Origin of the sequence: Bradyrhizobium sp. UBA2491, assembly GCF_002341725.1 — a bacterium.
Taxonomy (GTDB): domain Bacteria; phylum Pseudomonadota; class Alphaproteobacteria; order Rhizobiales; family Xanthobacteraceae; genus Bradyrhizobium.
On record NZ_DDOP01000058.1, the window covers coordinates 25,228 to 47,274 of the forward strand.

A 22,047-nucleotide genomic window follows, 5' to 3' on the forward strand; every position below is an offset into this window, starting at 1 on the left:
CGCCTTATTTTAAACGCAGATACGGGCGTTCAGCCGCGCGGGTGCGCGGAGCGATAGACCTCGAGCAGGCGCTCGCTGTCGATGCCGGTGTAGATCTGCGTGGTCGACAGCGAGGCGTGGCCGAGCAATTCCTGAATCGCGCGCAGGTCGCCGCCGCGGCTCAAGAGATGCGTGGCGAAGGAGTGCCGCAACGCATGCGGCGTCGCGCTGTCGGGCAGGCCGAGCGCGCCGCGCAGCCGCTCCATGGTGAGCTGGATGATGCGTGGGCTCAAGGGGCCGCCACGCGCGCCGACGAACATCGGCCCGGTCGGGCTGAGCTGATGCGGGCAGATCGCCGCGTAGTCGGCGATCAGTTGCAGCACGTTTTGCAGCACCGGCACCATGCGGGTCTTGTTGCCCTTGCCGGTGACGACCAGCACGTCGCCTTCGCCCGGCTTCGGCACGTCGCGGCGCTTCAGCCCGAGCGCCTCGGAGATGCGCAGGCCCGAACCATAGAGCAGCGCCATCACGGCGGCGTCGCGCACCAGGATCCAGGTCTCGCGCTCCTCGCCGGCGCGCTCGTCGGCGTCGGCGAAACGCCTCGCCGCCTCGACATGGATCGGCTTCGGCAGGCTCTTGGCGATCTTCGGCGCGCGGATCGCCGAGAGTGCGCCGACCTTGCCCTTGCCCTCGCGCTCCAGGAAGCGTCCGAACGAGCGCAGCCCGGCCAGCGCCCGCATCAGCGATCGCCCGCCGATCTCGTCCGCGCGCCGCATCGCCATGAAGGCTCTGACGTCGCTCGCCTCGAGCGCGGAAAATGCCGCAAGCGTCACCCGTGCGCCCCAATGCTCGGCGAGGAACGCCAGGCACTGCCGCACGTCGCGGGAATAGGCCCCGAGCGTCTTCGGCGACAGCCGCCGCTCGGCGCGCAGATGCGACAGCCAACGCGTCATCTCCTGCGTCACCGTCGTATCGGCGCAGTCGAGTTCGAGCGGTGCAATGGGCTGATCGGTCCGGGCCATCTCAAGGGCTATTGGCGCTGCGATTCTCCTGATTATATCGCACTGCCTTCGTTTACTGTTCGCTAAGACCGCGAAGCAGTGCTAGTCCGCCGCAAAGTTTGATTCAATGGACCATCCCACGCGCCCCAACCCAGCCTCGACGTCGACGTCAGGAATCGTCGATGTGCTGGTGCCTGTGGCGCTGAACCAGACCTATTCCTACCGCGTGCCGCGCGGCATGGCGCTTGCGCCGGGCGACGTGATCTCTGTTCCGCTCGGGCCGCGCGAGGTGGTCGCGGTGGTGTGGGCCGAGAATGCCCGGCCCGATCCGCGGTTGCATAACCGGCTCAAGGACGTCAGCGAGAAGCTCGATGTTCCGCCGCTCCGGGCGGAACTGCGCCAACTGGTCGACTGGGTCTCCAACTACACGCTGTCAGCGCGCGGCATGGTGCTGCGGATGACGCTGCGGATGGGCGAGAACCTCGGGCCGGAGCGGATGCGGCTCGGCGTGCGCCTGGTCGGGGAGCCGCCGCGGCGGCTGACGCCGGCGCGCCAGCGCGTGATCGAGGTGCTGTCGGACCGCCTGCTGCATGGCAAGTCGGAGGCGGCGCGCGAGGCCGGCGTCAGCTCCGGCGTGATCGATGGCCTGGTCGACGAGGGCACGCTGACGGTCGAGGTGATGCCGCCGCCGGCCGCGCCGCCGGTGCCGGATCCCGCCTTTGCGCAGCCGGATTTCTCGCGCGAGCAGCGCAGCGCGGTCGACATGCTGCGGACGCTGGCGGCGAGCGGCAGCTTTCACGTCGCGCTGCTCGACGGCGTCACCGGCTCCGGCAAGACCGAGGTCTATTTCGAGGCGATCGCCGAGAATATCCGCCGCGGCAAGCAGACGCTGATCCTGATGCCGGAAATCGCGCTGACCGGCCAGTTCCTCGACCGCTTCGCGCAGCGCTTCGGCGTGCGGCCGCTGGAATGGCACTCGGAGCTGACGCCGCGCACCCGTGCGCGCAACTGGGCCGCGATCTCGGAAGGCAAGGTACCGGTCGTGGTCGGCGCCCGCTCGGCGCTGTTCCTGCCCTATGCCGATCTCGGCCTGATCATCGTCGATGAGGAACACGACCAGGCCTACAAGCAGGAGGACGGCGCGCATTATCACGCGCGCGACATGGCGGTGGTCCGCGCCCATATTGCCAAGATCCCGATCGTGCTGGCGTCGGCGACGCCGTCGGTCGAGAGCGAGGTCAATGCGCGCAAGGGGCGCTACCAGCGCGTCGCACTGCCGTCGCGGTTCGGCGGCCAGCACATGCCGCATATCGAGGCGATCGACATGCGGCGCGCGCCGCCGCCGCGCGGGCGGTTCATCTCGCCGGTTCTGGCCGAGCAGATTCGCCACGCGATCGAGCGCCGCGAGCAGGCGCTGTTGTTCCTCAACCGCCGCGGCTATGCGCCGCTGACGCTGTGCCGCGCCTGCGGCCACCGCTTTGCCTGCACGATCTGCGACGCCTGGCTGGTCGATCATCGCTTTCGCCAGCGGCTGGTCTGTCATCATTGCGGCTTCTCGATGCCGCGCCCGAACATCTGCCCGCATTGCGCGGCCGAGGAATCGCTGGTCGCGGTCGGTCCCGGCGTCGAGCGATTGCAGGAGGAGGCCGCGAGCATTTTCCCCGAGGCCCGTACCATGGTGCTGTCGAGTGACCTCATCACCTCGATCGAGACCATGCGCAGCGAGCTCAACGAGATCGCCGAGGGGCGCGTCGATATCATCATCGGCACCCAACTGGTGGCGAAGGGGCACAATTTCCCGCGGCTTAACCTGGTCGGCGTCATCGATGCCGATCTCGGCCTGAGCAACGGCGATCCGCGCGCTGCCGAGCGCACGTTCCAGCTCCTGAACCAGGTGGTTGGCCGCGCCGGGCGCGAGCAGGGCCGCGGCGTCGGCTATCTGCAAACCCACCAGCCGGAGCATCCGGTCATCAAGGCCCTGATCGCGAACGACCGCGAGGCGTTCTACGCCAGCGAGATCGAGATCCGCGAGCGCACCGGCTATCCGCCGTTCGGCCGGCTGGCGAGCCTGATCGTCTCCGCCGGCGACCGTCCGACGGCGGAGGGCTTTGCGCGCAAGCTCGCCGCGGTGGCGCCGCTCGACGAGCGGATCCAGGTGCTCGGCCCCGCCGAGGCGCCGCTTGCCGTCATCAAAGGCCGCTACCGCTTCCGCCTGCTGGTGAAGTCGCTGCGCAATGTCGACTTGTCGCAATATCTGCGCGACTGGCTGGCGGCGGGTCCCAAGACCAAGGGCAATCTGAAGCTCGAGGTCGACGTCGATCCGCAGAGCTTTTTGTAGTTGTCTGGCCCCGTCCTTCCGGGCGCGCGCTTCGCGCGCCCGGAAGGACGAAAAGAAAAAGCCTGCCGTCATTGGCGACGGCAGGCTTTCTGGCGCGAGGCGGGCCTCGCAGCCGTTACGCAACGCAACGCTTACTCAAGCTTTAGGAGACGACCTCGGCGGTGACACGGCCGACGCCGCGACCGGTCAGGCCGATGGCGCGGGCTGCGCCGGTGGAGAGGTCGAGCACGCGGCCGCGGATGAACGGGCCGCGATCGTTGATGGTGACGACGACGCTGCGGCCGCCATGGGTGACGCGCAGCTTGGTGCCGAACGGCAGCGAGCGGTGGGCGGCGGTCATGGCGTTCTGGTTGAAGCGCTGGCCGGAAGCGGTGCGGCTGCCCGACTCATTGCCGTAGAAGGAGGCCATCCCCGAGAACGTGTGGCCGCCGGACGGCTGGATCGATGCATTGGCGTCGCGCCAGGACGAACCTTCGGCGCGGGCGTGGTGATGATGGTGGTGGCGATGATGATGGTGCCTGGACTTCGCGGACGCCTCCGTCACGCTGCCCCCGACCAGGATAGTTGCGGCGACAAACGCGAGCGCCGTACGCGAGCGGGTTACATTGCCCGCCGCCTTCTTGATATTCAGCATTGATAAGACCCTCAGACAGTATTGCCACGAGCGTGGCAAGTGGAACCCCCGTCCCTTCGTTGACCAAGGCCGTTTGATTTCGCAATGAGGCACGAATTGGGCAGTAAATCCCAATTGTCTCGCGTTGAAATATCTTGTTACCGCTTCAGCCTATTCAACTGCGATTCTGAAATCTTGTCCGTTAACCACTCTTTAACGATATCTATACTCACGAATACTGATTAGCGAGGCTGCGGTAAGTTTTCGGTAAGTATTCGCCAAATGGAGCGGCCGGGCCGTCCTGGGTTCCTTGCATTCGCGGCCATAGGCCCATGCAGATTCCGATGGAACAAATTCGGGTCGGCGAGAATGGAGGCCTTCGTGCCGAATTTCCGCGCCTCGAATTTTTCGCCTCGGTCGCTCCCTGAGCGCCCGCAACGGTCGCCAAAAAGCGCATGCGACAAGGCGGCTCTCACGATGCCGTCATGTTGCACCTGCGCGATTGCTATGTTAGCAAAGCCGCGATTTTAACGATCCCGGCACGTCCTGTGCCGGTCGAAAATCGAAGTCCCGCTTGAATTCCAAGGGCTTGGATCGCTAGGCGCTGCTTTGGTGGCGACGGTTTTTCCCTTGCGAATTTGACAGCAAAAAAGAGCGAGCTCGTGGCTGCTGAAGATCCGTCCGTTTCGGGAGTTTCCGGTCGTTATGCAACGGCCCTGTTCGAGTTGGCGCGCGACGAGAATTCCGTCGACCAGGTGAGGGGCGATCTCGACAAATTCGAGGCCATCCTCAACGACAGTGCCGACCTCAAGCGCCTGGTGCGCAGCCCGGTGTTCGCCGCCGACATCCAGCTCAAGGCGCTGAGCGCGGTGCTCGACAAGGCCGGCATCGCCGGCACCACGGCCAAGTTTCTCAAGGTGCTGACCGCCAACCGCCGGCTGTTCGCGGTATCCGATGTGATCCGCGCCTATCGCGCGCTGGTGGCGAAGTTCAAGGGCGAGGCGACTGCCGAAGTCACCGTCGCCGAGCAGCTCAATGACAAGAATCTCGACGCGCTGAAGGCCGCACTGAAATCGGTGACGGGCAAGGACGTCGCGCTCAACGTGAAGGTCGATCCTTCCATCATCGGTGGCCTGGTGGTCAAACTCGGCAGCCGCATGGTGGATAGCTCGCTTCGCACCAAACTCAATTCGATCAAGAACGCGATGAAAGAGGCAGGCTGATGGACATCCGCGCCGCAGAAATTTCTGCGATCCTCAAGGACCAGATCAAGAATTTCGGCCAGGAAGCCGAGGTCACCGAAGTTGGCCAGGTGCTGTCGGTCGGTGACGGTATCGCTCGCGTCTACGGTCTCGACAACGTTCAGGCCGGTGAAATGGTCGAGTTCGAGAACGGCACCCGCGGCATGGCGCTCAACCTCGAAACCGACAACGTCGGTATCGTGATTTTCGGCGCCGACCGCGAGATCAAGGAAGGCCAGACCGTCAAGCGCACCCGCGCCATCGTGGACGCGCCGGTCGGCAAGGGGCTGCTCGGCCGCGTCGTCGACGCGCTCGGCAATCCGATCGACGGCAAGGGCCCGATCCAGGCGACTGAGCGCAAGCGCGTCGACGTCAAGGCGCCCGGCATCATTCCGCGCAAGTCGGTGAACGAGCCGATGGCCACCGGCCTCAAGGCGATCGACGCGCTGATCCCGATCGGCCGCGGCCAGCGCGAGCTGATCATCGGTGACCGCCAGACCGGCAAGACCGCGATCGCGCTCGACACCATCCTGAACCAGAAGCCGCTCAACGCCCAGCCCGACGAGAGCCAGAAGCTGTACTGCGTCTACGTCGCGGTCGGTCAGAAGCGCTCCACGGTTGCGCAGTTCGTCAAGGTGCTCGAAGAGCAGGGCGCGCTGGAATACTCGATCGTCGTTGCCGCGACCGCGTCCGATCCGGCGCCGATGCAGTACATCGCGCCGTTCACGGGCTGCACGATGGGCGAATACTTCCGCGACAACGGCATGCACGCCGTGATCATCTATGACGATCTGTCCAAGCAGGCCGTCGCCTACCGCCAGATGTCGCTGCTGCTGCGCCGCCCGCCGGGCCGCGAAGCCTATCCGGGCGACGTGTTCTATCTGCACTCCCGCCTGCTCGAGCGCGCCGCCAAGCTCGGCAAGGACCATGGTTTGGGCTCGCTGACGGCGCTGCCGGTCATCGAAACCCAGGCCAACGACGTGTCGGCCTACATCCCGACCAACGTGATTTCGATCACCGACGGCCAGATCTTCCTGGAGACCGATCTGTTCTTCCAGGGCATCCGTCCCGCCGTGAACGTCGGTCTGTCGGTGTCGCGCGTCGGCTCCTCGGCGCAGACCAAGGCCACCAAGAAGGTCGCCGGCAAGATCAAGGGCGAGCTCGCGCAGTACCGCGAAATGGCGGCGTTCGCGCAGTTCGGCTCCGACCTCGACGCCTCGACCCAGCGCCTGCTGAACCGCGGCTCGCGCCTGACCGAACTCTTGAAGCAGCCGCAGTTCTCGCCGCTGAAGATGGAAGAGCAGGTCTGCGTGATCTGGGCAGGCACCAACGGCTATCTCGATGCGCTTCCGCTCAACAAGGTGAAGGCCTTCGAGGATGGCCTGCTGTCGCTGCTGCGCGGCAAGCATGCCGAGATCCTCAACGCGATCCGCGACAGCCGCGACCTGTCCGACGACAGTGCCGCCAAGCTGAAGGCGGCGGTCGACGGCTTCGCCAAGACGTTTGCATAACGAATGGGGCGCCGCCCGGCTCGACCGCCGGGCGTGACGAACGGAGGCTTGCGATCTGACCATCATGGTCGGATCGCCGGGGTGAACGAAGAATGGCGTCACTAAAAGACATGCGGGTCCGCATCGCCTCGACCAAGGCGACGCAGAAGATCACCAAGGCCATGCAGATGGTCGCAGCCTCCAAGCTGCGCCGCGCGCAGAACGCCGCCGAGGCGGCGCGGCCCTATGCCACCAAGATGGATGCGGTGATTTCCAACATCGCCGCCGCGGCCAACGGCTCGCCCGGCGCGCCGGCACTGCTCGCGGGCACCGGCAAGGACCAGGTCCATCTGCTGCTGGTCTGCACCGGCGAGCGCGGCCTGTCGGGTGCCTTCAACTCCGCCATCGTGCGCCTGGCGCGCGAGCGGGCGCAGTCGCTGCTGGCGCAGGGCAAGGACGTCAAGTTCTTCTGCGTCGGTCGCAAGGGCTACGAGCAATTGCGGCGGACGTTCGAGAGCCGGATCGTCGAGCACCTCGACCTGCGTTCGGTGCGGCAGATCGGCTTCGTCCATGCCGAGGACATCGCCAAGAAGGTGCTGACGCGGTTCGAAGCCGGCGAGTTCGACGTCTGCACGCTGTTCTATTCGCGCTTCCAGTCGGTGATCGCGCAGATCCCGACCGCGCAGCAGATCATCCCGCTCGAAGTGGCCGCGCCCGCCGCCAACGCGGCTCCGTCCACGTCTTATGAGTACGAGCCGGAAGAAGACCAGATTCTCGGCACCCTGCTGCCGCGCAACCTTGCGGTGCAGATCTTCCGCGCGCTGCTGGAAAACAACGCCTCGTTCTATGGCGCGCAGATGAGCGCGATGGACAGCGCGACGCGCAACGCGGGCGAAATGATCCGCAAGCAAACCCTGATTTACAACCGGACCCGTCAGGCCCAGATCACGAAGGAGCTGATTGAAATCATCTCCGGCGCTGAGGCGGTCTAAGGCAGATTTCGAAGGAGAACAGTCCATGGCTACAGCAGCCAACCAGATCGGTCGCGTTACCCAGGTCACGGGCGCCGTGGTCGACGTGCAGTTCGAAGGCCACCTTCCGGCGATTCTGAACGCGCTCGAGACCAAGAACGGCGGTAACCGCCTGGTGCTCGAAGTCGCACAGCATCTCGGCGAATCGACCGTCCGCACCATCGCGATGGACATCACCGAAGGTCTGGTGCGTGGCCAGGAAGTCACCGACACCGGCGAGCCGATCCGGGTGCCGGTCGGCGAGGGCACCCTCGGCCGCATCATCAACGTCATCGGCGAGCCGATCGACGAAGCCGGTCCGATCAAGTCCGACGGCCTGCGCCCCATCCACCAGGAAGCGCCGAGCTACACCGACCAGTCCACCGAGGCTGAAATTCTCGTCACCGGCATCAAGGTCGTCGACCTGCTCGCCCCGTACGCCAAGGGCGGCAAGATCGGCCTGTTCGGCGGCGCCGGCGTCGGCAAGACCGTGCTGATCCAGGAGCTGATCAACAACGTCGCGAAGGCGCACGGCGGTTACTCGGTGTTCGCCGGCGTCGGCGAGCGCACCCGTGAAGGCAACGACCTCTATCACGAGTTCATCGAATCCAAGGTCAACGCCGATCCGCACAATCCGGATCCGAGCGTGAAGTCGAAGTGCGCGCTGGTGTTCGGCCAGATGAACGAACCGCCGGGCGCCCGCGCCCGCGTCGGCCTGACCGGCCTGACGGTCGCCGAGCACTTCCGCGACCAGGGCCAGGACGTGCTGTTCTTCGTCGACAACATCTTCCGCTTCACCCAGGCGGGTTCGGAAGTGTCGGCGCTGCTCGGCCGTATTCCTTCGGCCGTGGGTTATCAGCCGACGCTCGCCACCGACATGGGCGCGCTGCAAGAGCGCATCACCACCACCCAGAAGGGCTCGATCACTTCGGTGCAGGCGATCTACGTGCCGGCCGACGACTTGACCGACCCGGCGCCCGCCACCTCGTTCGCGCACTTGGACGCCACCACGGTGCTGTCGCGCGCGATCTCGGAAAAGGGCATCTATCCGGCGGTGGACCCGCTCGACTCGACCTCGCGCATGCTCTCCGCGCTGGTGGTCGGTGAAGAGCACTACAACACCGCGCGTCTCGTCCAGCAGATCCTCCAGCGCTACAAGTCGTTGCAGGACATCATCGCCATTCTCGGCATGGACGAATTGTCGGAAGAGGACAAGCTGACGGTGGCCCGCGCCCGCAAGGTCGAGCGCTTCCTGTCGCAGCCGTTCCACGTCGCCGAAATCTTCACCGGTTCGCCGGGCAAGTTCGTCGACCTCGCCGACACCATCAAGGGCTTCCGCGATCTCTGCCAGGGCAAGTACGATCACCTGCCGGAAGCCGCGTTCTACATGGTCGGCACCATCGAAGAAGCCGTCGAGAAGGGCAAGAAGCTCGCCGCCGAGGCGGCCTGAGCTTCGAGATGTCGTCATCGCCGGACCTGATCCGGCGATCCATCGCACCAGCAGTAGTTTGACTGATGGACCCGCGGGTCGAGCCCGCGGGTGACAGCGCAAAGAACGGAAAGACCATGGCCACCTTCCACTTCGATCTCGTCTCTCCCGAAAAGCTCGCCTTCTCCGGCGAGGTTGATCAGGTTGACGTCCCCGGCGTGGAGGGTGATTTCGGCGTGCTCGCCGGACACGCGCCGGTCGTCGCCACGATTCGTCCGGGTATCCTGACGATCACGGCTGCCGGCAAGAAGGAGAAGGTGATCGTGCTCGGCGGTCTCGCCGAAGTGTCGGACAAGGGCCTCACCGTGCTCGCCGACGTCGCGACCGCGCTGGCCGAACTCGATCGTGCCAAGTTCGCCGAGACGATCAGCGAGATGCAGGAAAAGCTCTCCGAGAAGGAGGGCTCCGAGCTCGACCACGCGATCGAGCGGCTCGACCACTTCAAGAGCATCCAGCACGAGCTCAACGCCACGGCCATGCACTAAGGCGCGGTTGCCGACCCGCGATCGCGCCTTTGCCGGGTGAGCCGGCAGCCCTCGTGAAATAGCTCACACTTTTCCAGTCATCATCCCCCAGGGACATTGAACGATTCAATGTGCGCCCCGCTTCGGCGTGCGCCGTTGCTTGTTGTGCCGGCGCAGGTCTGGCGGCATTCTGCCGCGCACATTCCGGGTTCAGGGGCTGCTACTCATGAACCCGAGGCTGCCGCGATCGTCGCGAACGATACCGGGAACGTGCAGGGCGCGATCGATGACAAGCAAGGGCGCGGTCCGGACGGTGTGATGCGGTTTACAGCAAGGCCTGTGCACATATGACAAGCTGCGGCACATTGACGAGCCGGGCCAATCGCCTGGCGATTTCCCCCCGGACATGACGGACGATGCCGTGCTGACTTTCTCCACCGATGCTCTCCGCCCGCAGGACCGTTTCGAGCACTGGTGCGACGTGCGCGGCAAAAGCCTGTTCGGCGTCACGATCGAGCTCGACCGCGACAAGCGCCCGGATTTCCGCGGGCACTTTTCCGCGACGCCGGTGGGCGATGCGGTGCTCGCCGAAATGTCGGCGTCGTCCTATCGCGTCAGCCGGACCTCGTCGGACATCGCCCGTGTGCCGAGCAACAGCCTGCAACTCGCGTGGCAGGTGCGCGGCCCCGGCCACCTCAATATCGGTCGCGATCGTGTTCAGTTCGTGCGCAACGGAGACCTGGTGTTCGGCCACTCCAACCTGCCGTTCTTCTCGACGCCCGAACGGACCGACGGTTTTCATTTCTTCAGCCTCAAGATTCCGGTCACCGACGAGCTTGTGCTCGGCACGCGGATCGAAGATGCGCCGCCGGTCGCGCTGGCGCGAGATGCCAGCCTGACCCGGCTGGTCGGCGCCATGTTCCGCGCCATGACGCGCGATCCGGCGCAGGCCGGGCAGTTCGCCGTGGAAGTCACCCATATGGTGCGCCTGGCGCTGCTCGCGCGCGGACGCCTGCGCCCGCGCCAGGATGAAATCCGCGCCGCGCTGCATGCGGGCTATCTCCACGCGGCGCGCGAAATCCTGCGGCGCGATCTGCACCGTGCCTCACTGACGCCGGCCGCGGTCGCCGCCGAACTCGGCATCTCGCTGCGGCAATTGCATGCGCTGTTCGAGCCGACCGGCCTGTCGTTCGCGCGGACCTTGACGGCGGCGCGGCTGAAGCAGGCGCGGCGGCTGCTCCATGCCGCGCAGGAGCGCGGCATCGACGAGGTCGCGTTCGCGTGCGGCTTCGACAGCATCGCGACGTTCTACCGCGTCTTCCGCGCGACCTATGGCATGACGCCGGGCGATGCGCGGCGGATTCAGCCGGCGAATTCCGCGAACCGGGTCGCAACCGCGCGATAGACCTCGCGCCGGAACGGCACCACGAGATCGGCGACGCGGTCGAGGCGCTCCCAGCGCCATTGATCGAACTCCGCGGGCTGGCCGTTGCGCGGCGTCAACGGATCGATCTCGGCGTCGCTTCCGGTGAAGCGCAGCGCAAACCATTTCTGGCGCTGGCCACGGAATTTCGCCAGCCGGTGCGAGGCCGGCCCGTCATAGGCCGGGAATTCGTAGGTCATCCAGTCGGTCTCGCCGAGATAGTCGGCGCTGACCGCCCCGGTCTCTTCCCATAATTCGCGCATCACGGCCTGGCGCGGATCCTCGCCCGCGTCGATGCCGCCTTGCGGCATCTGCCATTCGAGGCCGGGCAGCACGATCTCCGGACCGTCGTCCTTGATCCGGTGGCCGATCAACACGCGCCCGTCGGCGTTGAACAGCGCGATGCCAACGTTGGGGCGATAAGGCTTCTCTGATGACATCTCGATCGGTACGTCGCAGGTCTATTTCGCCGCCAGGCCGGCGAATTCCTTCACGACGCGCTCATAGACCGGGCGCTTGAACGGCACAATCAGTTCCGGCAGATTCTTCATCGGCTCCCAGCGCCAGGTGATGAACTCGGCCTTGTGGCCGCCGCCGGGGTTGGCGACGTTGATCTCGTTCTCGCTGCCGGTGAAGCGCAACGCGAACCACTTTTGCCGCTGGCCGCGATAGCGGCCCTTCCAGGCGCGGCCCGCGACGGTGCGCGGGATGTCATAGATCAGCCAGTCCGAGACCTCGCCGAGCTTCTCCACCGATTTGACGCTGGTCTCCTCATAGAGCTCGCGCCGGGCGGCCTGAAAGGTGTCCTCGCCGGGATCGACGCCGCCCTGCGGCATCTGCCAGACATGGGTGTCGTCGACATGCTCGATGCCGCCCGCGCGGCGTCCGATGAAGACCAGTCCGGCAGCATTCAGCAGCATGATGCCGACGCAGGTTCGATAGGGCAGGTCTTCATAACGTGCCATGCTGCCGCTACCTCGCACAGTTCTGGAGCCGCCGGACCCGGCCCCCCGGCAAGGTCTCAAGCTGCACCAACGGATTGATCTTTAGCCCGATTTTGATTTCAGCATCGCCGTTGTCAATGGCACAAGCATGATGCCCTTGGAGTCCAGTGTCTTGAGCCAGGCGCCGAGCCGCTCGATCGAGACCGGCAGGGCGGACGCCACGCCCACGGCCGTGCCGCGTTCCTTGGCGATCGTTTCCAGCTTGACCAGCGCGCGGTCGATCTCCGCCGACGTCGGAACCGCGTCGATGGCGAAGTCGGCCTTGGCGAACGGCAGCGACTGGCCCGCGGACAGGGTCTGCGCGACGCTGCGTGGGGTGGAACCGTCGTCGAAATAGCTCAGGCCCCGCTTGGCCGCTTCGCGGATGATGGGTTGCATCACCGGATCGGTCGCGACGAACCGGGCGCCCATGAAATTGGCGATCCCGGCATAGCCCTGCAAGCGGCTCAGGTGCCAATAGAAGCGGTCGAGGTTCTGCTCGCTGCCGAGCGTGGTCAGCAGGGTCTGCGGCCCCGGATCGTTGTCCGGATAGTCGAACGGCTCCATCGGAATTTGCAGCAGGATCTCGTGGCGCTGCGCCCGGGCGCGTTCCGCGAGCTTGCCGGGGTCGGCACCGTAGGGCGTGAAGGCCAGCGTCACGGCCGGCGGCAGCTTCATGATGGCGTCAGTGGTCTTGGCGGCGCCGACGCCGAGGCCGCCGACCACGATGGCGACCACCGGCATCCGGGCCGCCTTGGCGCGGTCGGCCTCGGCGGCATAGACCGTGAACGGCTTCAGGCCGTCGGCAACCACCGGGATCATGCCGTAGCGCGACTTTTCCAGCAGGCGCGGGTCGATGCCGGTCATCGCGAGCGGCGGCGCGTCGCCTTCGGTCTTGTCGGCGGAATCGGCGGCGCCGATCACCACGTCCTGGCGCTTGCCGCTGGAGCCGTCGATGATGGTGACGGTCTTGGCGTCGCCGGCAGCGGGTGCCTTGGCGACGGATTTGGCCGCCGGTTCGGCCTGTGCGGCGGGGGCGTGCTTGTCATCGGTGGCGGCCGGCGCAGGGGTACGCAGCGCGATACGGGCGATCGGTTCGCCGCCGAGCGGGTTGTCGTTGAACAGCGCAACGCCGACGAAGCCGACCAGCACGAGCCCCATCAGTACGGCAAGCGCCTGCATCGCCGTGAAGGGCAGGCGGAGCCGGCGCGTCCTGCCCGCGGTCTGCTGCCCAAGCGGCGTGCTCAGTTCGTCGGCCGCCTCTGCCATGAGCCTCCCCGAATCAACAGCGCGAACGATAGCACGACGCGGTGCATTCCCGCGCGCCGGGCCTTCCCGTCAAAGCACGGGCACGGCCGCTGAATGCAGAAAGGGCGGCCCGAGGGGCCGCCCTTTTCGCCAGATCGATGGGGAAGATCAGTTCGCCGACTTGTTGGCCGGCTTGTCGGCGGCGGCCTTGTCGCCGGGCGCTTTGTCAGCGGCCGGAGTGGCCGGCGCCGGCGTTGCGTTCGAGGTCGACTTGATGCCGTGCAGCAGGTCGTCCGCCATCTTCAGCGCCTTGTCGTCCTTGGCGTCCGGCGGAACGTAGGACTGCGAGCCGGTCTTCTCGTCGCCGTCGTTCTTCAGATGGCCGCGCAGCGAAGCTTCGCCCTTGGTGTCGGTGCGCGCCTTCAGCTCTTCCGGCACGTCCTGCAACACCTCGATATCCGGCACGATGCCCTTGGCCTGGATCGACTTGCCCGACGGCGTGTAATAGCGCGCGGTGGTCAGGCGCAGCGCGCCATTGCCCGAGCCGAGCGGGATGATGGTCTGCACCGAACCCTTGCCGAACGAGCGGGTGCCGACCAGCGTCGCGCGCTTGTGGTCCTGCAACGCGCCGGCGACGATTTCGGAGGCCGATGCCGAGCCGCCGTTGATCAGCACGATCACCGGCTTGCCCTTGGTCAGGTCGCCCGGATGGGCGGCGCGGCGCTGGGTTTCCTCGGCGTTGCGGCCGCGGGTCGAAACGATCTCGCCGCGCTCGAGGAAGGCGTCGGACACGGTCACCGCCTCTTCGAGCAGGCCGCCCGGGTTGTTCCTGAGGTCGATGATATAGCCCTTCAGCTTGTCGCCGATCTGGCCCTGAAGATTGGCGATCTCCTTCTTCAGGCCTTCGGTGGTCTGCTCGTTGAAGGTGGTGATTCGGATATAGGCGATGTCGTCGGCCTCGACGCGCGCGCGCACCGAACGGACGCGGATGTTGTCGCGCACCAGCGTGACGTCGATCGGATTGTCCTGGCCCTTGCGGATGATCTTGAGCTTGATCTTGGTGTTGACCGGGCCGCGCATCTTCTCGACGGCCTGGTTCAGCGTCAGGCCCTGCACGGCTTCGTCGTCGAGCGTGGTGATGATGTCGTTGGCCATGATGCCGGCCTTCGAGGCCGGGGTGTCGTCGATCGGCGAGACCACCTTGATCAGGCCGTCTTCCATCGTGACCTCGATGCCGAGGCCGCCGAACTCGCCGCGGGTCTGCACCTGCATGTCGCGGAAGCTCTTGGCATCCATGTAGCTCGAATGCGGGTCGAGGCCGGACAGCATGCCGGAGATCGCGGATTCGACCAGCTTGGAGTCGTCGGGCTTCTCGACATAGTCGCTGCGCACGCGCTCGAACACGTCACCGAACAGATTGAGCTGGCGATAGGTGTCGGACGTCGCGGCCCGCGCGCTCGAGCCCATCAGCACAGCGCGGGGCTGCGTGATGAAAAGCGTCAGGGCTGCGCCGGTGGCGGCGCTCAGGAGAACTACCGAAGTCTTGCGCATCATCCGCGAACCTTTTCGCCTTCATTTGCGGCCCACCATGGACCTGGATCGATTGGAGTGCCGTCTTTCCGGAACTCGACATAGAGCACGGGCTGGCTCGCATTGGTCGCGAGAATGGATGCAACCTGGGATGTCGATCCCATCGTCGCAACCGGCTCCCCCGTGAGTACAAACTGGCCGATGTTTACCGAAATACGCTCCATCCCGGCGATCAGGACATGATACCCGCCCCCGGCATTGAGGATCAAGAGTTGTCCATAGCTGCGGAAAGGACCAGCGTAAACAACCCAGCCGTCACACGGGGTTGTGACCTGCGCGCCCGGTTTGGCCGCCAAAGAAATGCCCTTTTGTACGCCTCCCGCGCCGTCGGAACCGCCAAATTCGCGAATCTTGGTGCCGTTCACGGGATAGGAGAACAGGCCCTTGGCCGAGGCGAAGGCAACCGCCGGGGCAAGTCGGGCCGGGTCCTTCAAGGCCCCCAGATTGGGCTTGCCGTTAACCGTCGCGGGCGCCCCCTGGAGGCTGGCGGTGGCGGCGGCCTTGGCCGCGCTCTTCAGATCCTGCTCCATCTTGGCGATCAGGCCCTGGAGGTCATCGGCCTGCTTCGACAGCGCGATGGCGCGGGCGCCTTCCGCCGCCATGTCCTTTTCGGCCGCGCTCTGCTGCCGCTGCCGCTCGTCGACCAGCGCCGCGAGCCGGGTCTGGTCTTCCTTGAGCTTGTCGCGGTCTTGCCCCAGCGCGTCGCGTTCGGCCGAGATGGTCTTGCGCAGCGCGACCAGTTCGCCGAGGTCGGCCGCGAGCTTCTCCGCGCGGCTGCGCAACTCCGGCACCACGGCGCCGAGCAGCATCGCGGTGCGCAGCGATTGCAGCGCATCCTCCGGCCGCACCAGCAGCGCCGGCGGCGTGCGCCGGCCGGCGCGTTGTAGCGCCGCCAGCACTTCGATCACGTCGGCGCGGCGCGAATCCAGCGAGGCGCGGATCTCGCGTTCGCGGCCGTCGAGCGGTTGCAGCCGCGCCTCGGCATCGGCGATCCGGGTCTCGACGCTGCGCACCTGGCCGGCAATGTCGATCAGTTGCTGGTTGAGCTTGCTGCGGTCCTGGCCGATCGCGGCGATGTCGGCCTTCAGCTTCTCCTGCAACTCGGTCGCCTTGCGCTGCTGCTCGCGCGCGGCCTCGAGCTCCTGCTCGCGTTGCTTGATGGCGTCGTCGGGGGAGGTCGCGGTCGTGGCGGCCTGTTGCGCCGGCTGCGGCGTGGGTGATGGGGCCTGCGCGTGTGCCGAAGCGACGAGGAGCGCAATCGACAGCGGCGACAATGCGGACAGCCAGCGTCGCCGCGTGGCGCGAAGATCGAAAAGCTGGTCCCGCTTGTGCTGCATCCGAGCTGTTCAGCGCTTTTGTCTGTCCGTCACCGCGTCACACGCGGTGATAGGGGTGGCCGGCCAAAATGGTGGCGGCCCTATAGATCTGTTCCAGAAGCATGACGCGGACCATTTGATGCGGCCAGGTCGCGGAGCCGAATGCAATACGCAACGATGCCTTGCGCTGCAATTCGGGCGAAAGTCCGTCCGCGCCACCGATCACGAACACCGTCTGCGCCAACCCCTCGTCGCGCCAGCGGCCGAGTTGCTGCGCGAAGCCTGCGCTGTCGACGCTCTTGCCGCGTTCGTCGAGCGCGACCAGCGCGTGCTTGTCGGGCAGCAATGCCGAGATGGCGGCGGCCTCTTCGGCGATCCGGGTCGCAGCGTCGCGCGCGCGGCTCTCCGCAATCTCATGAATCTCGAGGCCGCGAAATCCGAGCTTGCGGCCGATATCCTCGAAGCGCTCGCGATAACGGTCGGCGAGCTCCCGTTCAGGGCCCTGTTTCAGGCGGCCGATGCAGATGACGACGAGGCGCATACACGCGTTTTTCCGGCAAAGTGGAATCCGGTTTGCCGCAGAAAACGCGTCAAGTCCATGACTGGCGCGCCTCAGGGCGCGCGCAAGTTACATGCGCTGCTGCCGATTCGCATCGGCCTCGATACGACCTAGACCGCCGCGACCGCCGGGTTCTGAGTCCACAACCGTTCGAGATTGTAGAACTCGCGCACCTCAGGCCTGAACACGTGCACGACCACATCGCCGGAATCGATCAACACCCAGTCGCAGTTGGTTAGACCCTCGACGTGGATGCTCTTGACCCCGTTTTCCTTGAGGCCCTTCGTCACATTATCCGCGATCGCGCCAACGTGCCGGTTCACCCGGCCGGTGGTGATGACCATGTAGTCGGAATATGCGGATTTGCCGCGAAGGTCGATGGTGACCGTCTCTTCCGCCTTCATGTCCTCGAGGCGGGAGAGGATCAGGCTCAGCGTCTTGTTGGCATCCGGTTTGGCACCGTTCAGTTCGGCAGCGTCCGGTTGCGCCTGCAAGGCCGCGGTTTTCGTCGATGTTTTACGCGCAGTCTTTGGAGCCTTGGGTAAAACAGACTTGGACAATACAGATGTGGCCAGGGACCATTCCTTTCACTGTATCGCGGGGGCCGAATCCTCGGCACCCACGGACCATATTACGCATGTGGGGTTAATGGTTTCAATATTCCAGTAACCCTTTTGCGCTTCACGCCGTCCTCCAGCTCCCGTCCGGGTTCCGCAGTCCGGTCGACGACAGATTGGATTTCATTCCTGTCAGGAAAACCCAGGCCGGCGCCCGTTGGTCGGCCAGCCGTGTCGCCTGGTTTTCCGGCATGCGATAGCGCGAAAGCGCCTGCGCCGCCGGTGCGGCAAGGGCGCGGAAGCTCTGGGGCGGTCGGTCGATCACGGCAATCGGCACATCTGAGGCGATGCGCCGCCAGTCTTTCCAGCGATGGAATTGCGCGAGGTTGTCAGCGCCCATGATCCAGACGAAGTGCACGCCGGACACCCGGCGGCGCAAGTGGATGATCGTGTCGACAGTGTAGCTGACGCCAATGACAGCTTCGAGACAGGAGATGTCGATGCGGGGATCGTCGGCGACGCGGCGCGCGGCTTCGGCGCGTTCGGCGAGCGCGTGCAGGCCGTCATGGTTCTTCAGCGGATTGCCCGGCGTCAGCAGCCACCACACGCGGTCGAGTTGCAGGCGCTTGAGCGCGAACAGGCTGATGGCGCGATGCGCGGCGTGCGGCGGATTGAACGAGCCGCCGAGCAGCCCGATGCGCATGCCGTTGGTGTAGAACGGCAGCGCCTGGGCTGCGGACAACGGCACGGGGGCGGCTTGCTGCAAGGGTCTACCGTGCGCGGATGATCATGATCACGGCCGTGTCTGCCCGCTGCCGTGGACGCGGTACTTGAAGCTGGTCAGCTGCTCGGCACCGACCGGACCGCGGGCGTGGAATTTGCCGGTGGCAATGCCGATCTCGGCGCCGAAGCCGAACTCGCCGCCATCGGCGAACTGGGTCGAGGCATTGTGCAGCACGATCGCCGAATCGACCTCGTTGAGGAAGCGCTGCGCGGCAGCGGCATCCTCGGTCACGATCGCATCGGTGTGATGCGATCCGTGATTCTGGATGTGCGCAATCGCCTCATCGAGCCCGTCGACGATCTTCGCCGAGATGATCGCGTCCTCGTATTCGGTGGTCCAGTCCTCGTCGGAGGCGGGCTTCACCCTGGCATCGGCGCCTTGCACGGTGGCGTCACCGCGCACCTCGCAACCGGCGTCGATCAACAATTCGACCAGCGGCTTCAGCTTCGTCGCAGCAGCGTCGCGATCGATCAACAGGGTTTCGACGGCGCCGCAAACGCCAGGACGGCGCATCTTGGCGTTCAACACGACCGACTTGGCCATGTCGAGCTTCGCACTGGCATCGACATAGATGTGGTTGACGCCCTCCAGATGCGCGAACACCGGAACGCGCGCCTCGGCCTCGACGCGCGCGACCAGGCTCTTGCCGCCGCGCGGCACGATCACGTCGATGCCACCGTTCAGTCCGGTCAGCATCAGGCCGACGGCCGCGCGGTCGCGGGTCGGCACCAGCGTGATCGCGGCTTCCGGCAGGCCGGCTTCACGCAGGCCCTGCACCAGGCATTGATGGATCGCGCGGCAGGAGCGGAAGCTGTCGGAGCCGCCGCGCAGGATCACGGCGTTGCCGGACTTCAGACACAGCACGCCGGCGTCGGCGGCGACGTTGGGACGGCTCTCGAAGATCACGCCGATCACGCCGAGCGGCACGCGGACGCGCTCGATGGTCATGCCGTTCGGGCGCTGCCAGCTTTCGGTGACGGCGCCAACGGGATCGACGATCTCGCGCACCGTCGCAACACCATCGGCCATGCCGTCGACGCGTGCCTGCGTCAGGGTCAGGCGGTCGACGAAGGCAGAGGTCATGCCGCCGGCGCGCGCCTCGGCGACGTCCTCGGCATTGGCGGCGAGGATCGCCGGTGCGTTGGCGCGGATCGCGCGTTCGATCGCGAGAAGCGCCCGGTTCTTCTGCTCCGGCGGCGCCAGCGCCAGCACGCGCGCGGCCGCGCGCGCCTTGGCGGCGAGGTCGGTCATCAGGGCGGCGAGATCGGCGTTGCCGTCGATCGCCTTCAGGGGGGCGCTCATGGATATCCAGCTTTCGTTTGAGCATGATCTTTCGGAAAACCGGTGCCCACTTTTCCGGATCATGCTCTAAGGCCATGTTCTAGCATGGCAATTGGGGGCTTGGCGAGGCGCGGAACCGGCATGGCTGGTGGGCGGCGCGCTGCGTCCGCGGCCCAGGGCGGGCCTATTTGGGCGGGATGGTCCCGGCCGGGCCGATCACCAGGTCGTCGCGATGGATCATCTCCGACCGGCCGCTAATGCCCAGAATCGCCATCACGTCCGGGGTGGAGCGGCCCTTGATCTTCTCGGCGTTCTCGGCGTCGTAGGCGACCAGGCCGCGACCGATCTCGTCGGTGTCGGGGCCGCGCACCACCACGGCGTCGCCGCGGGCGAACTGGCCGTCGACCCTGACGACCCCGGCCGGCAGCAGGCTCTTGCCGGCGCGCAGCGCGGCCACCGCGCCGGCATCGATGGTCAGCGTGCCCTTGGGCTCCAGCGAGCCGGCGATCCAGCGCTTGCGCGCCGTGACCGGATTGGCCGGGGTCAGGAACCAGGTGCAGCGGCCGCCATCGGCGATCGCCTGCAACGGATGTTCGATCTTGCCGGAAGCGATCAGCATATGGGTGCCGGCGGTGGTCGCGATCTTGGCGGCCTCGATCTTGGTGGTCATGCCGCCGCGCGACAGTTCGGAGCCGGCCGAGCCCGCCATGCCCTCGATCTCCGAGGTGATGCTCTCGACCACCGGGATCAGCTTGGCGTCGGGATCGAGCGCGGGTGGCGCGGTGTAGAGGCCGTCGATATCGGACAGCAGGATCAAGAGATCGGCGCTCGCCATGGTGGCGACGCGGGCGGCGAGGCGATCATTGTCGCCGTAGCGGATTTCGGTGGTGGCGACCGTGTCGTTCTCGTTGATCACGGGCACCGCGCCCCATTCCAACAGCTTCGCGATGGTCGAGCGCGCGTTGAGATAACGGCGGCGTTCCTCGGTGTCCTGCAATGTCACCAGGATCTGCCCGGCGCCGATGCCGTGATGGCCGAGCACTTCCGACCAGATCCGCGCCAGCGCGATCTGGCCGACCGCCGCGGCCGCCTGGCTCTCTTCCAGCTTCAGCGGTCCACGCGGCAGCTTCAGGCGGCTGCGGCCGAGCGCGATCGAGCCCGACGATACCACCATGACCTCGCAGCCCCGCTTGTGGAGCTTGGCGATGTCGTCGACCAGCGCGGCGAGCCAGGACGCCCGCAGCTCGCCGGCCTGCGAATCGACCAGCAGCGACGAGCCGACCTTGACGACGATGCGGCGAAAGTTCTTGAGCGCGGGGCGTTTCATGGGTTCGGTCTGGCAGGAAGGTGGAAGCAGGAGGCGCCACGAGGTGGCATCGGAGGTCTGGTTGCCGCTCAGCCCTGCGGCACCGGCGTCGCCCACGGCTCCGCCTGGCCCTTGGCCTTGTTGGACACCGGCGCCTCGCCGATCACCTCGACCAGCGCGCGCAGCGCGTCCTGCACGCCCTCGCCGGTGGCGCCGGACAGCAGCAGCGGCGTCTTCTTCGCCGCCCGCTTGAGACGGTCCTTCTGCTTCTTCAACTCGTCGGGTGCGACCGCGTCGATCTTGTTGAGCGCGACGATCTCGATCTTGTCGGCGAGCTGGCCCTCATAGGCCTCGAGCTCGGTGCGCACCGTCTTGTAGGCCTTGCCGGCATGCTCGCAGGTCGCATCGATCAGATGCAGCAGCACGCGGCAGCGCTCGACATGGCCCAGAAAACGATCGCCGAGGCCGGCGCCTTCATGCGCGCCTTCGATCAGGCCCGGAATGTCGGCGAGCACGAATTCGCGGCCGCCATAATTCACGACGCCAAGCTGCGGGTGCAGCGTGGTGAAGGGATAGTCGGCGATCTTCGGCCGTGCCGCGCTGACCACCGAGAGGAAGGTCGACTTGCCGGCATTGGGCAGGCCGACCAGGCCGGCATCGGCGATCAGCTTCAGCCGCAGCCAGATCCAGCGTTCCTCGCCCGGCGCGCCAGGATTGGCATTGCGCGGCGCGCGGTTGGTGGACGATTTGAAATGCGCGTTGCCGAAGCCGCCATTGCCGCCGGTCGCCAGCACGAATTTTTCGCCGAGCTCGGTGAAGTCGTACAGCAGCGTCTCGCGATCCTCGTCGAACACCTGGGTGCCGACCGGTACCTTCAGCACGATCGGCTTACCGTTGGCGCCATGGCGGTCCTTGCCCATGCCATTGGTGCCCTTCTGGGCCTTGAAGTGCTGCTGGTAGCGGTAGTCGATCAGCGTGTTCAGCCCGTCGACGGACTCGATGATGACGTCGCCGCCGCGGCCGCCATTGCCGCCGGAGGGCCCGCCGAACTCGATGAACTTCTCGCGCCGGAACGCGACGCAGCCATTGCCGCCGTCGCCCGAGCGAATATAGACTTTGGCTTCATCGAGGAATTTCATGATCCGTACTAACTAAGGCAGGCCGGTCCCTGCGGCAACCCGCAAGCGTCCCGGCCTCGGCGAAAAGCCTTAATTTTCGGGCCTTTTTACGACCCTCGCGAATGCGGGATGAGTTTTCGTTGAATCGGCTTGGTGCGGTCTCGGTCCACCTCTCCCCGTCGGGGAGAGGTCGGCGCGAAGCGCCGGGTGAGGGCTCTTGCTCTCTCGATAGACCGGAACCCCTCACCCGATTTGCT

The 22,047-nt window shown here is 66.0% G+C and carries 20 protein-coding genes; 7 read left to right on the plus strand and 13 right to left on the minus strand.

The window, feature by feature from the left end:
• Positions 1–29 precede the first annotated feature (29 nt).
• Positions 30–1,001, minus strand: a complete 972-nt coding sequence (locus B2W55_RS18880) for a tyrosine recombinase XerC (RefSeq protein WP_024583264.1) — start codon at positions 999–1,001, stop codon at positions 30–32.
• A gap of 106 nt (positions 1,002–1,107) precedes the next feature.
• On the opposite strand from B2W55_RS18880, the gene B2W55_RS18885 reads away from it, so the two are divergent.
• Complete coding sequence (locus B2W55_RS18885; RefSeq protein ID WP_024583265.1) at positions 1,108–3,318, plus strand: primosomal protein N'; 2,211 nt, start codon at positions 1,108–1,110, stop codon at positions 3,316–3,318.
• A gap of 142 nt (positions 3,319–3,460) precedes the next feature.
• On the opposite strand, the gene B2W55_RS18890 is transcribed toward B2W55_RS18885, so the two are convergent.
• The gene (locus B2W55_RS18890) at positions 3,461–3,952 is read right to left on the minus strand and encodes a septal ring lytic transglycosylase RlpA family protein (protein ID WP_024583266.1); all 492 of its coding nucleotides are present in this window, start codon (positions 3,950–3,952) and stop codon (positions 3,461–3,463) included.
• A 641-nt stretch (positions 3,953–4,593) separates the two neighbouring features.
• On the opposite strand from B2W55_RS18890, the gene B2W55_RS18895 reads away from it, so the two are divergent.
• From B2W55_RS18895 to B2W55_RS18920, 6 genes are all read left to right on the plus strand, one after another.
• Positions 4,594–5,154: a F0F1 ATP synthase subunit delta gene (locus tag B2W55_RS18895; RefSeq protein ID WP_024583267.1), complete on the plus strand. Its 561-nt coding sequence runs from the start codon at positions 4,594–4,596 to the stop codon at positions 5,152–5,154.
• Positions 5,154–6,683 carry a F0F1 ATP synthase subunit alpha gene (gene atpA, locus B2W55_RS18900; RefSeq protein WP_024583268.1) on the plus strand — a complete coding sequence of 510 codons (1,530 nt, stop codon included), beginning with the start codon at positions 5,154–5,156 and terminating at the stop codon, positions 6,681–6,683. Before B2W55_RS18895 ends, atpA begins: the two co-directional genes overlap by 1 nt.
• Before the next feature lie 92 nt (positions 6,684–6,775).
• The gene (locus tag B2W55_RS18905; RefSeq protein WP_024583269.1) at positions 6,776–7,654 is read left to right on the plus strand and encodes a F0F1 ATP synthase subunit gamma; all 879 of its coding nucleotides are present in this window, start codon (positions 6,776–6,778) and stop codon (positions 7,652–7,654) included.
• A 25-nt stretch (positions 7,655–7,679) separates the two neighbouring features.
• Positions 7,680–9,122, plus strand: coding sequence for a F0F1 ATP synthase subunit beta (gene atpD / locus B2W55_RS18910; RefSeq protein WP_024583270.1), 1,443 nt, complete (start codon positions 7,680–7,682; stop codon positions 9,120–9,122).
• A 116-nt stretch (positions 9,123–9,238) separates the two neighbouring features.
• Positions 9,239–9,646, plus strand: coding sequence for a F0F1 ATP synthase subunit epsilon (locus tag B2W55_RS18915; RefSeq protein ID WP_024583271.1), 408 nt, complete (start codon positions 9,239–9,241; stop codon positions 9,644–9,646).
• Between the two features lie 400 nt (positions 9,647–10,046).
• A complete protein-coding gene (locus B2W55_RS18920; RefSeq protein ID WP_024583272.1) occupies positions 10,047–11,030 on the plus strand; it encodes a helix-turn-helix transcriptional regulator in 984 nt (327 codons plus the stop codon).
• Here the strand turns inward: B2W55_RS18920 and B2W55_RS18925 are convergent.
• From B2W55_RS18925 to obgE, 11 genes are all read right to left on the minus strand, one after another.
• Positions 10,988–11,488 (minus strand): RNA pyrophosphohydrolase, encoded by a 501-nt coding sequence (locus B2W55_RS18925; RefSeq protein ID WP_024583273.1) that lies wholly within the window; start codon positions 11,486–11,488, stop codon positions 10,988–10,990. The two genes, B2W55_RS18920 and B2W55_RS18925, sit on opposite strands and share 43 nt — an antisense overlap.
• A 21-nt stretch (positions 11,489–11,509) precedes the next feature.
• Positions 11,510–12,013: an RNA pyrophosphohydrolase gene (locus B2W55_RS18930; protein ID WP_024583274.1), complete on the minus strand. Its 504-nt coding sequence runs from the start codon at positions 12,011–12,013 to the stop codon at positions 11,510–11,512.
• An 81-nt stretch (positions 12,014–12,094) separates the two neighbouring features.
• On the minus strand, positions 12,095–13,300 hold the full coding sequence (locus tag B2W55_RS18935) for a divergent polysaccharide deacetylase family protein (protein ID WP_024583275.1): 1,206 nt from the start codon (positions 13,298–13,300) through the stop codon (positions 12,095–12,097).
• Between the two features lie 147 nt (positions 13,301–13,447).
• The gene (locus B2W55_RS18940; RefSeq protein ID WP_024583276.1) at positions 13,448–14,833 is read right to left on the minus strand and encodes a S41 family peptidase; all 1,386 of its coding nucleotides are present in this window, start codon (positions 14,831–14,833) and stop codon (positions 13,448–13,450) included.
• The gene (locus tag B2W55_RS18945) at positions 14,830–16,206 is read right to left on the minus strand and encodes a murein hydrolase activator EnvC family protein (protein ID WP_024583277.1); all 1,377 of its coding nucleotides are present in this window, start codon (positions 16,204–16,206) and stop codon (positions 14,830–14,832) included. The genes B2W55_RS18940 and B2W55_RS18945 overlap by 4 nt, the downstream gene beginning before the upstream one ends.
• 37 nt (positions 16,207–16,243) lie before the next feature.
• Positions 16,244–16,726: a 23S rRNA (pseudouridine(1915)-N(3))-methyltransferase RlmH gene (gene rlmH, locus B2W55_RS18950; RefSeq protein ID WP_024583278.1), complete on the minus strand. Its 483-nt coding sequence runs from the start codon at positions 16,724–16,726 to the stop codon at positions 16,244–16,246.
• A gap of 128 nt (positions 16,727–16,854) precedes the next feature.
• Positions 16,855–17,238, minus strand: coding sequence for a ribosome silencing factor (gene rsfS, locus B2W55_RS18955; RefSeq protein ID WP_043855162.1), 384 nt, complete (start codon positions 17,236–17,238; stop codon positions 16,855–16,857).
• 187 nt (positions 17,239–17,425) lie between these two features.
• Positions 17,426–18,049, minus strand: coding sequence for a nicotinate-nucleotide adenylyltransferase (locus B2W55_RS18960; RefSeq protein ID WP_024583280.1), 624 nt, complete (start codon positions 18,047–18,049; stop codon positions 17,426–17,428).
• Between the two features lie 45 nt (positions 18,050–18,094).
• Positions 18,095–19,387, minus strand: a complete 1,293-nt coding sequence (locus B2W55_RS18965) for a glutamate-5-semialdehyde dehydrogenase (RefSeq protein WP_024583281.1) — start codon at positions 19,385–19,387, stop codon at positions 18,095–18,097.
• Positions 19,388–19,550: 163 nt separating this feature from the next.
• On the minus strand, positions 19,551–20,693 hold the full coding sequence (gene proB, locus B2W55_RS18970) for a glutamate 5-kinase (protein WP_024583282.1): 1,143 nt from the start codon (positions 20,691–20,693) through the stop codon (positions 19,551–19,553).
• A 68-nt stretch (positions 20,694–20,761) separates the two neighbouring features.
• On the minus strand, positions 20,762–21,811 hold the full coding sequence (obgE, locus tag B2W55_RS18975) for a GTPase ObgE (RefSeq protein ID WP_024583283.1): 1,050 nt from the start codon (positions 21,809–21,811) through the stop codon (positions 20,762–20,764).
• Positions 21,812–22,047 lie beyond the last annotated feature (236 nt).

Excerpts from the sequence above, each read along its gene's own strand:
- B2W55_RS18880 (WP_024583264.1), bottom strand. The coding sequence starts at position 1,001 with ATGGCCCGGACCGATCAGCCCATTGCACCGCTCGAACTCGACTGCGCC.
- B2W55_RS18885 (WP_024583265.1), top strand. The coding sequence starts at position 1,108 with ATGGACCATCCCACGCGCCCCAACCCAGCCTCGACGTCGACGTCAGGA.
- B2W55_RS18890 (WP_024583266.1), bottom strand. The coding sequence starts at position 3,952 with ATGCTGAATATCAAGAAGGCGGCGGGCAATGTAACCCGCTCGCGTACG.
- atpA (WP_024583268.1), top strand. The coding sequence starts at position 5,154 with ATGGACATCCGCGCCGCAGAAATTTCTGCGATCCTCAAGGACCAGATC.
- B2W55_RS18905 (WP_024583269.1), top strand. The coding sequence starts at position 6,776 with ATGGCGTCACTAAAAGACATGCGGGTCCGCATCGCCTCGACCAAGGCG.
- atpD (WP_024583270.1), top strand. The coding sequence starts at position 7,680 with ATGGCTACAGCAGCCAACCAGATCGGTCGCGTTACCCAGGTCACGGGC.
- B2W55_RS18915 (WP_024583271.1), top strand. The coding sequence starts at position 9,239 with ATGGCCACCTTCCACTTCGATCTCGTCTCTCCCGAAAAGCTCGCCTTC.
- B2W55_RS18925 (WP_024583273.1), bottom strand. The coding sequence starts at position 11,488 with ATGTCATCAGAGAAGCCTTATCGCCCCAACGTTGGCATCGCGCTGTTC.
- B2W55_RS18930 (WP_024583274.1), bottom strand. The coding sequence starts at position 12,013 with ATGGCACGTTATGAAGACCTGCCCTATCGAACCTGCGTCGGCATCATG.
- B2W55_RS18935 (WP_024583275.1), bottom strand. The coding sequence starts at position 13,300 with ATGGCAGAGGCGGCCGACGAACTGAGCACGCCGCTTGGGCAGCAGACC.
- B2W55_RS18940 (WP_024583276.1), bottom strand. The coding sequence starts at position 14,833 with ATGATGCGCAAGACTTCGGTAGTTCTCCTGAGCGCCGCCACCGGCGCA.
- B2W55_RS18945 (WP_024583277.1), bottom strand. The coding sequence starts at position 16,206 with ATGCAGCACAAGCGGGACCAGCTTTTCGATCTTCGCGCCACGCGGCGA.
- rlmH (WP_024583278.1), bottom strand. The coding sequence starts at position 16,726 with ATGCGCCTCGTCGTCATCTGCATCGGCCGCCTGAAACAGGGCCCTGAA.
- B2W55_RS18965 (WP_024583281.1), bottom strand. The coding sequence starts at position 19,387 with ATGAGCGCCCCCCTGAAGGCGATCGACGGCAACGCCGATCTCGCCGCC.
- proB (WP_024583282.1), bottom strand. The coding sequence starts at position 20,693 with ATGAAACGCCCCGCGCTCAAGAACTTTCGCCGCATCGTCGTCAAGGTC.
- obgE (WP_024583283.1), bottom strand. The coding sequence starts at position 21,811 with ATGAAATTCCTCGATGAAGCCAAAGTCTATATTCGCTCGGGCGACGGC.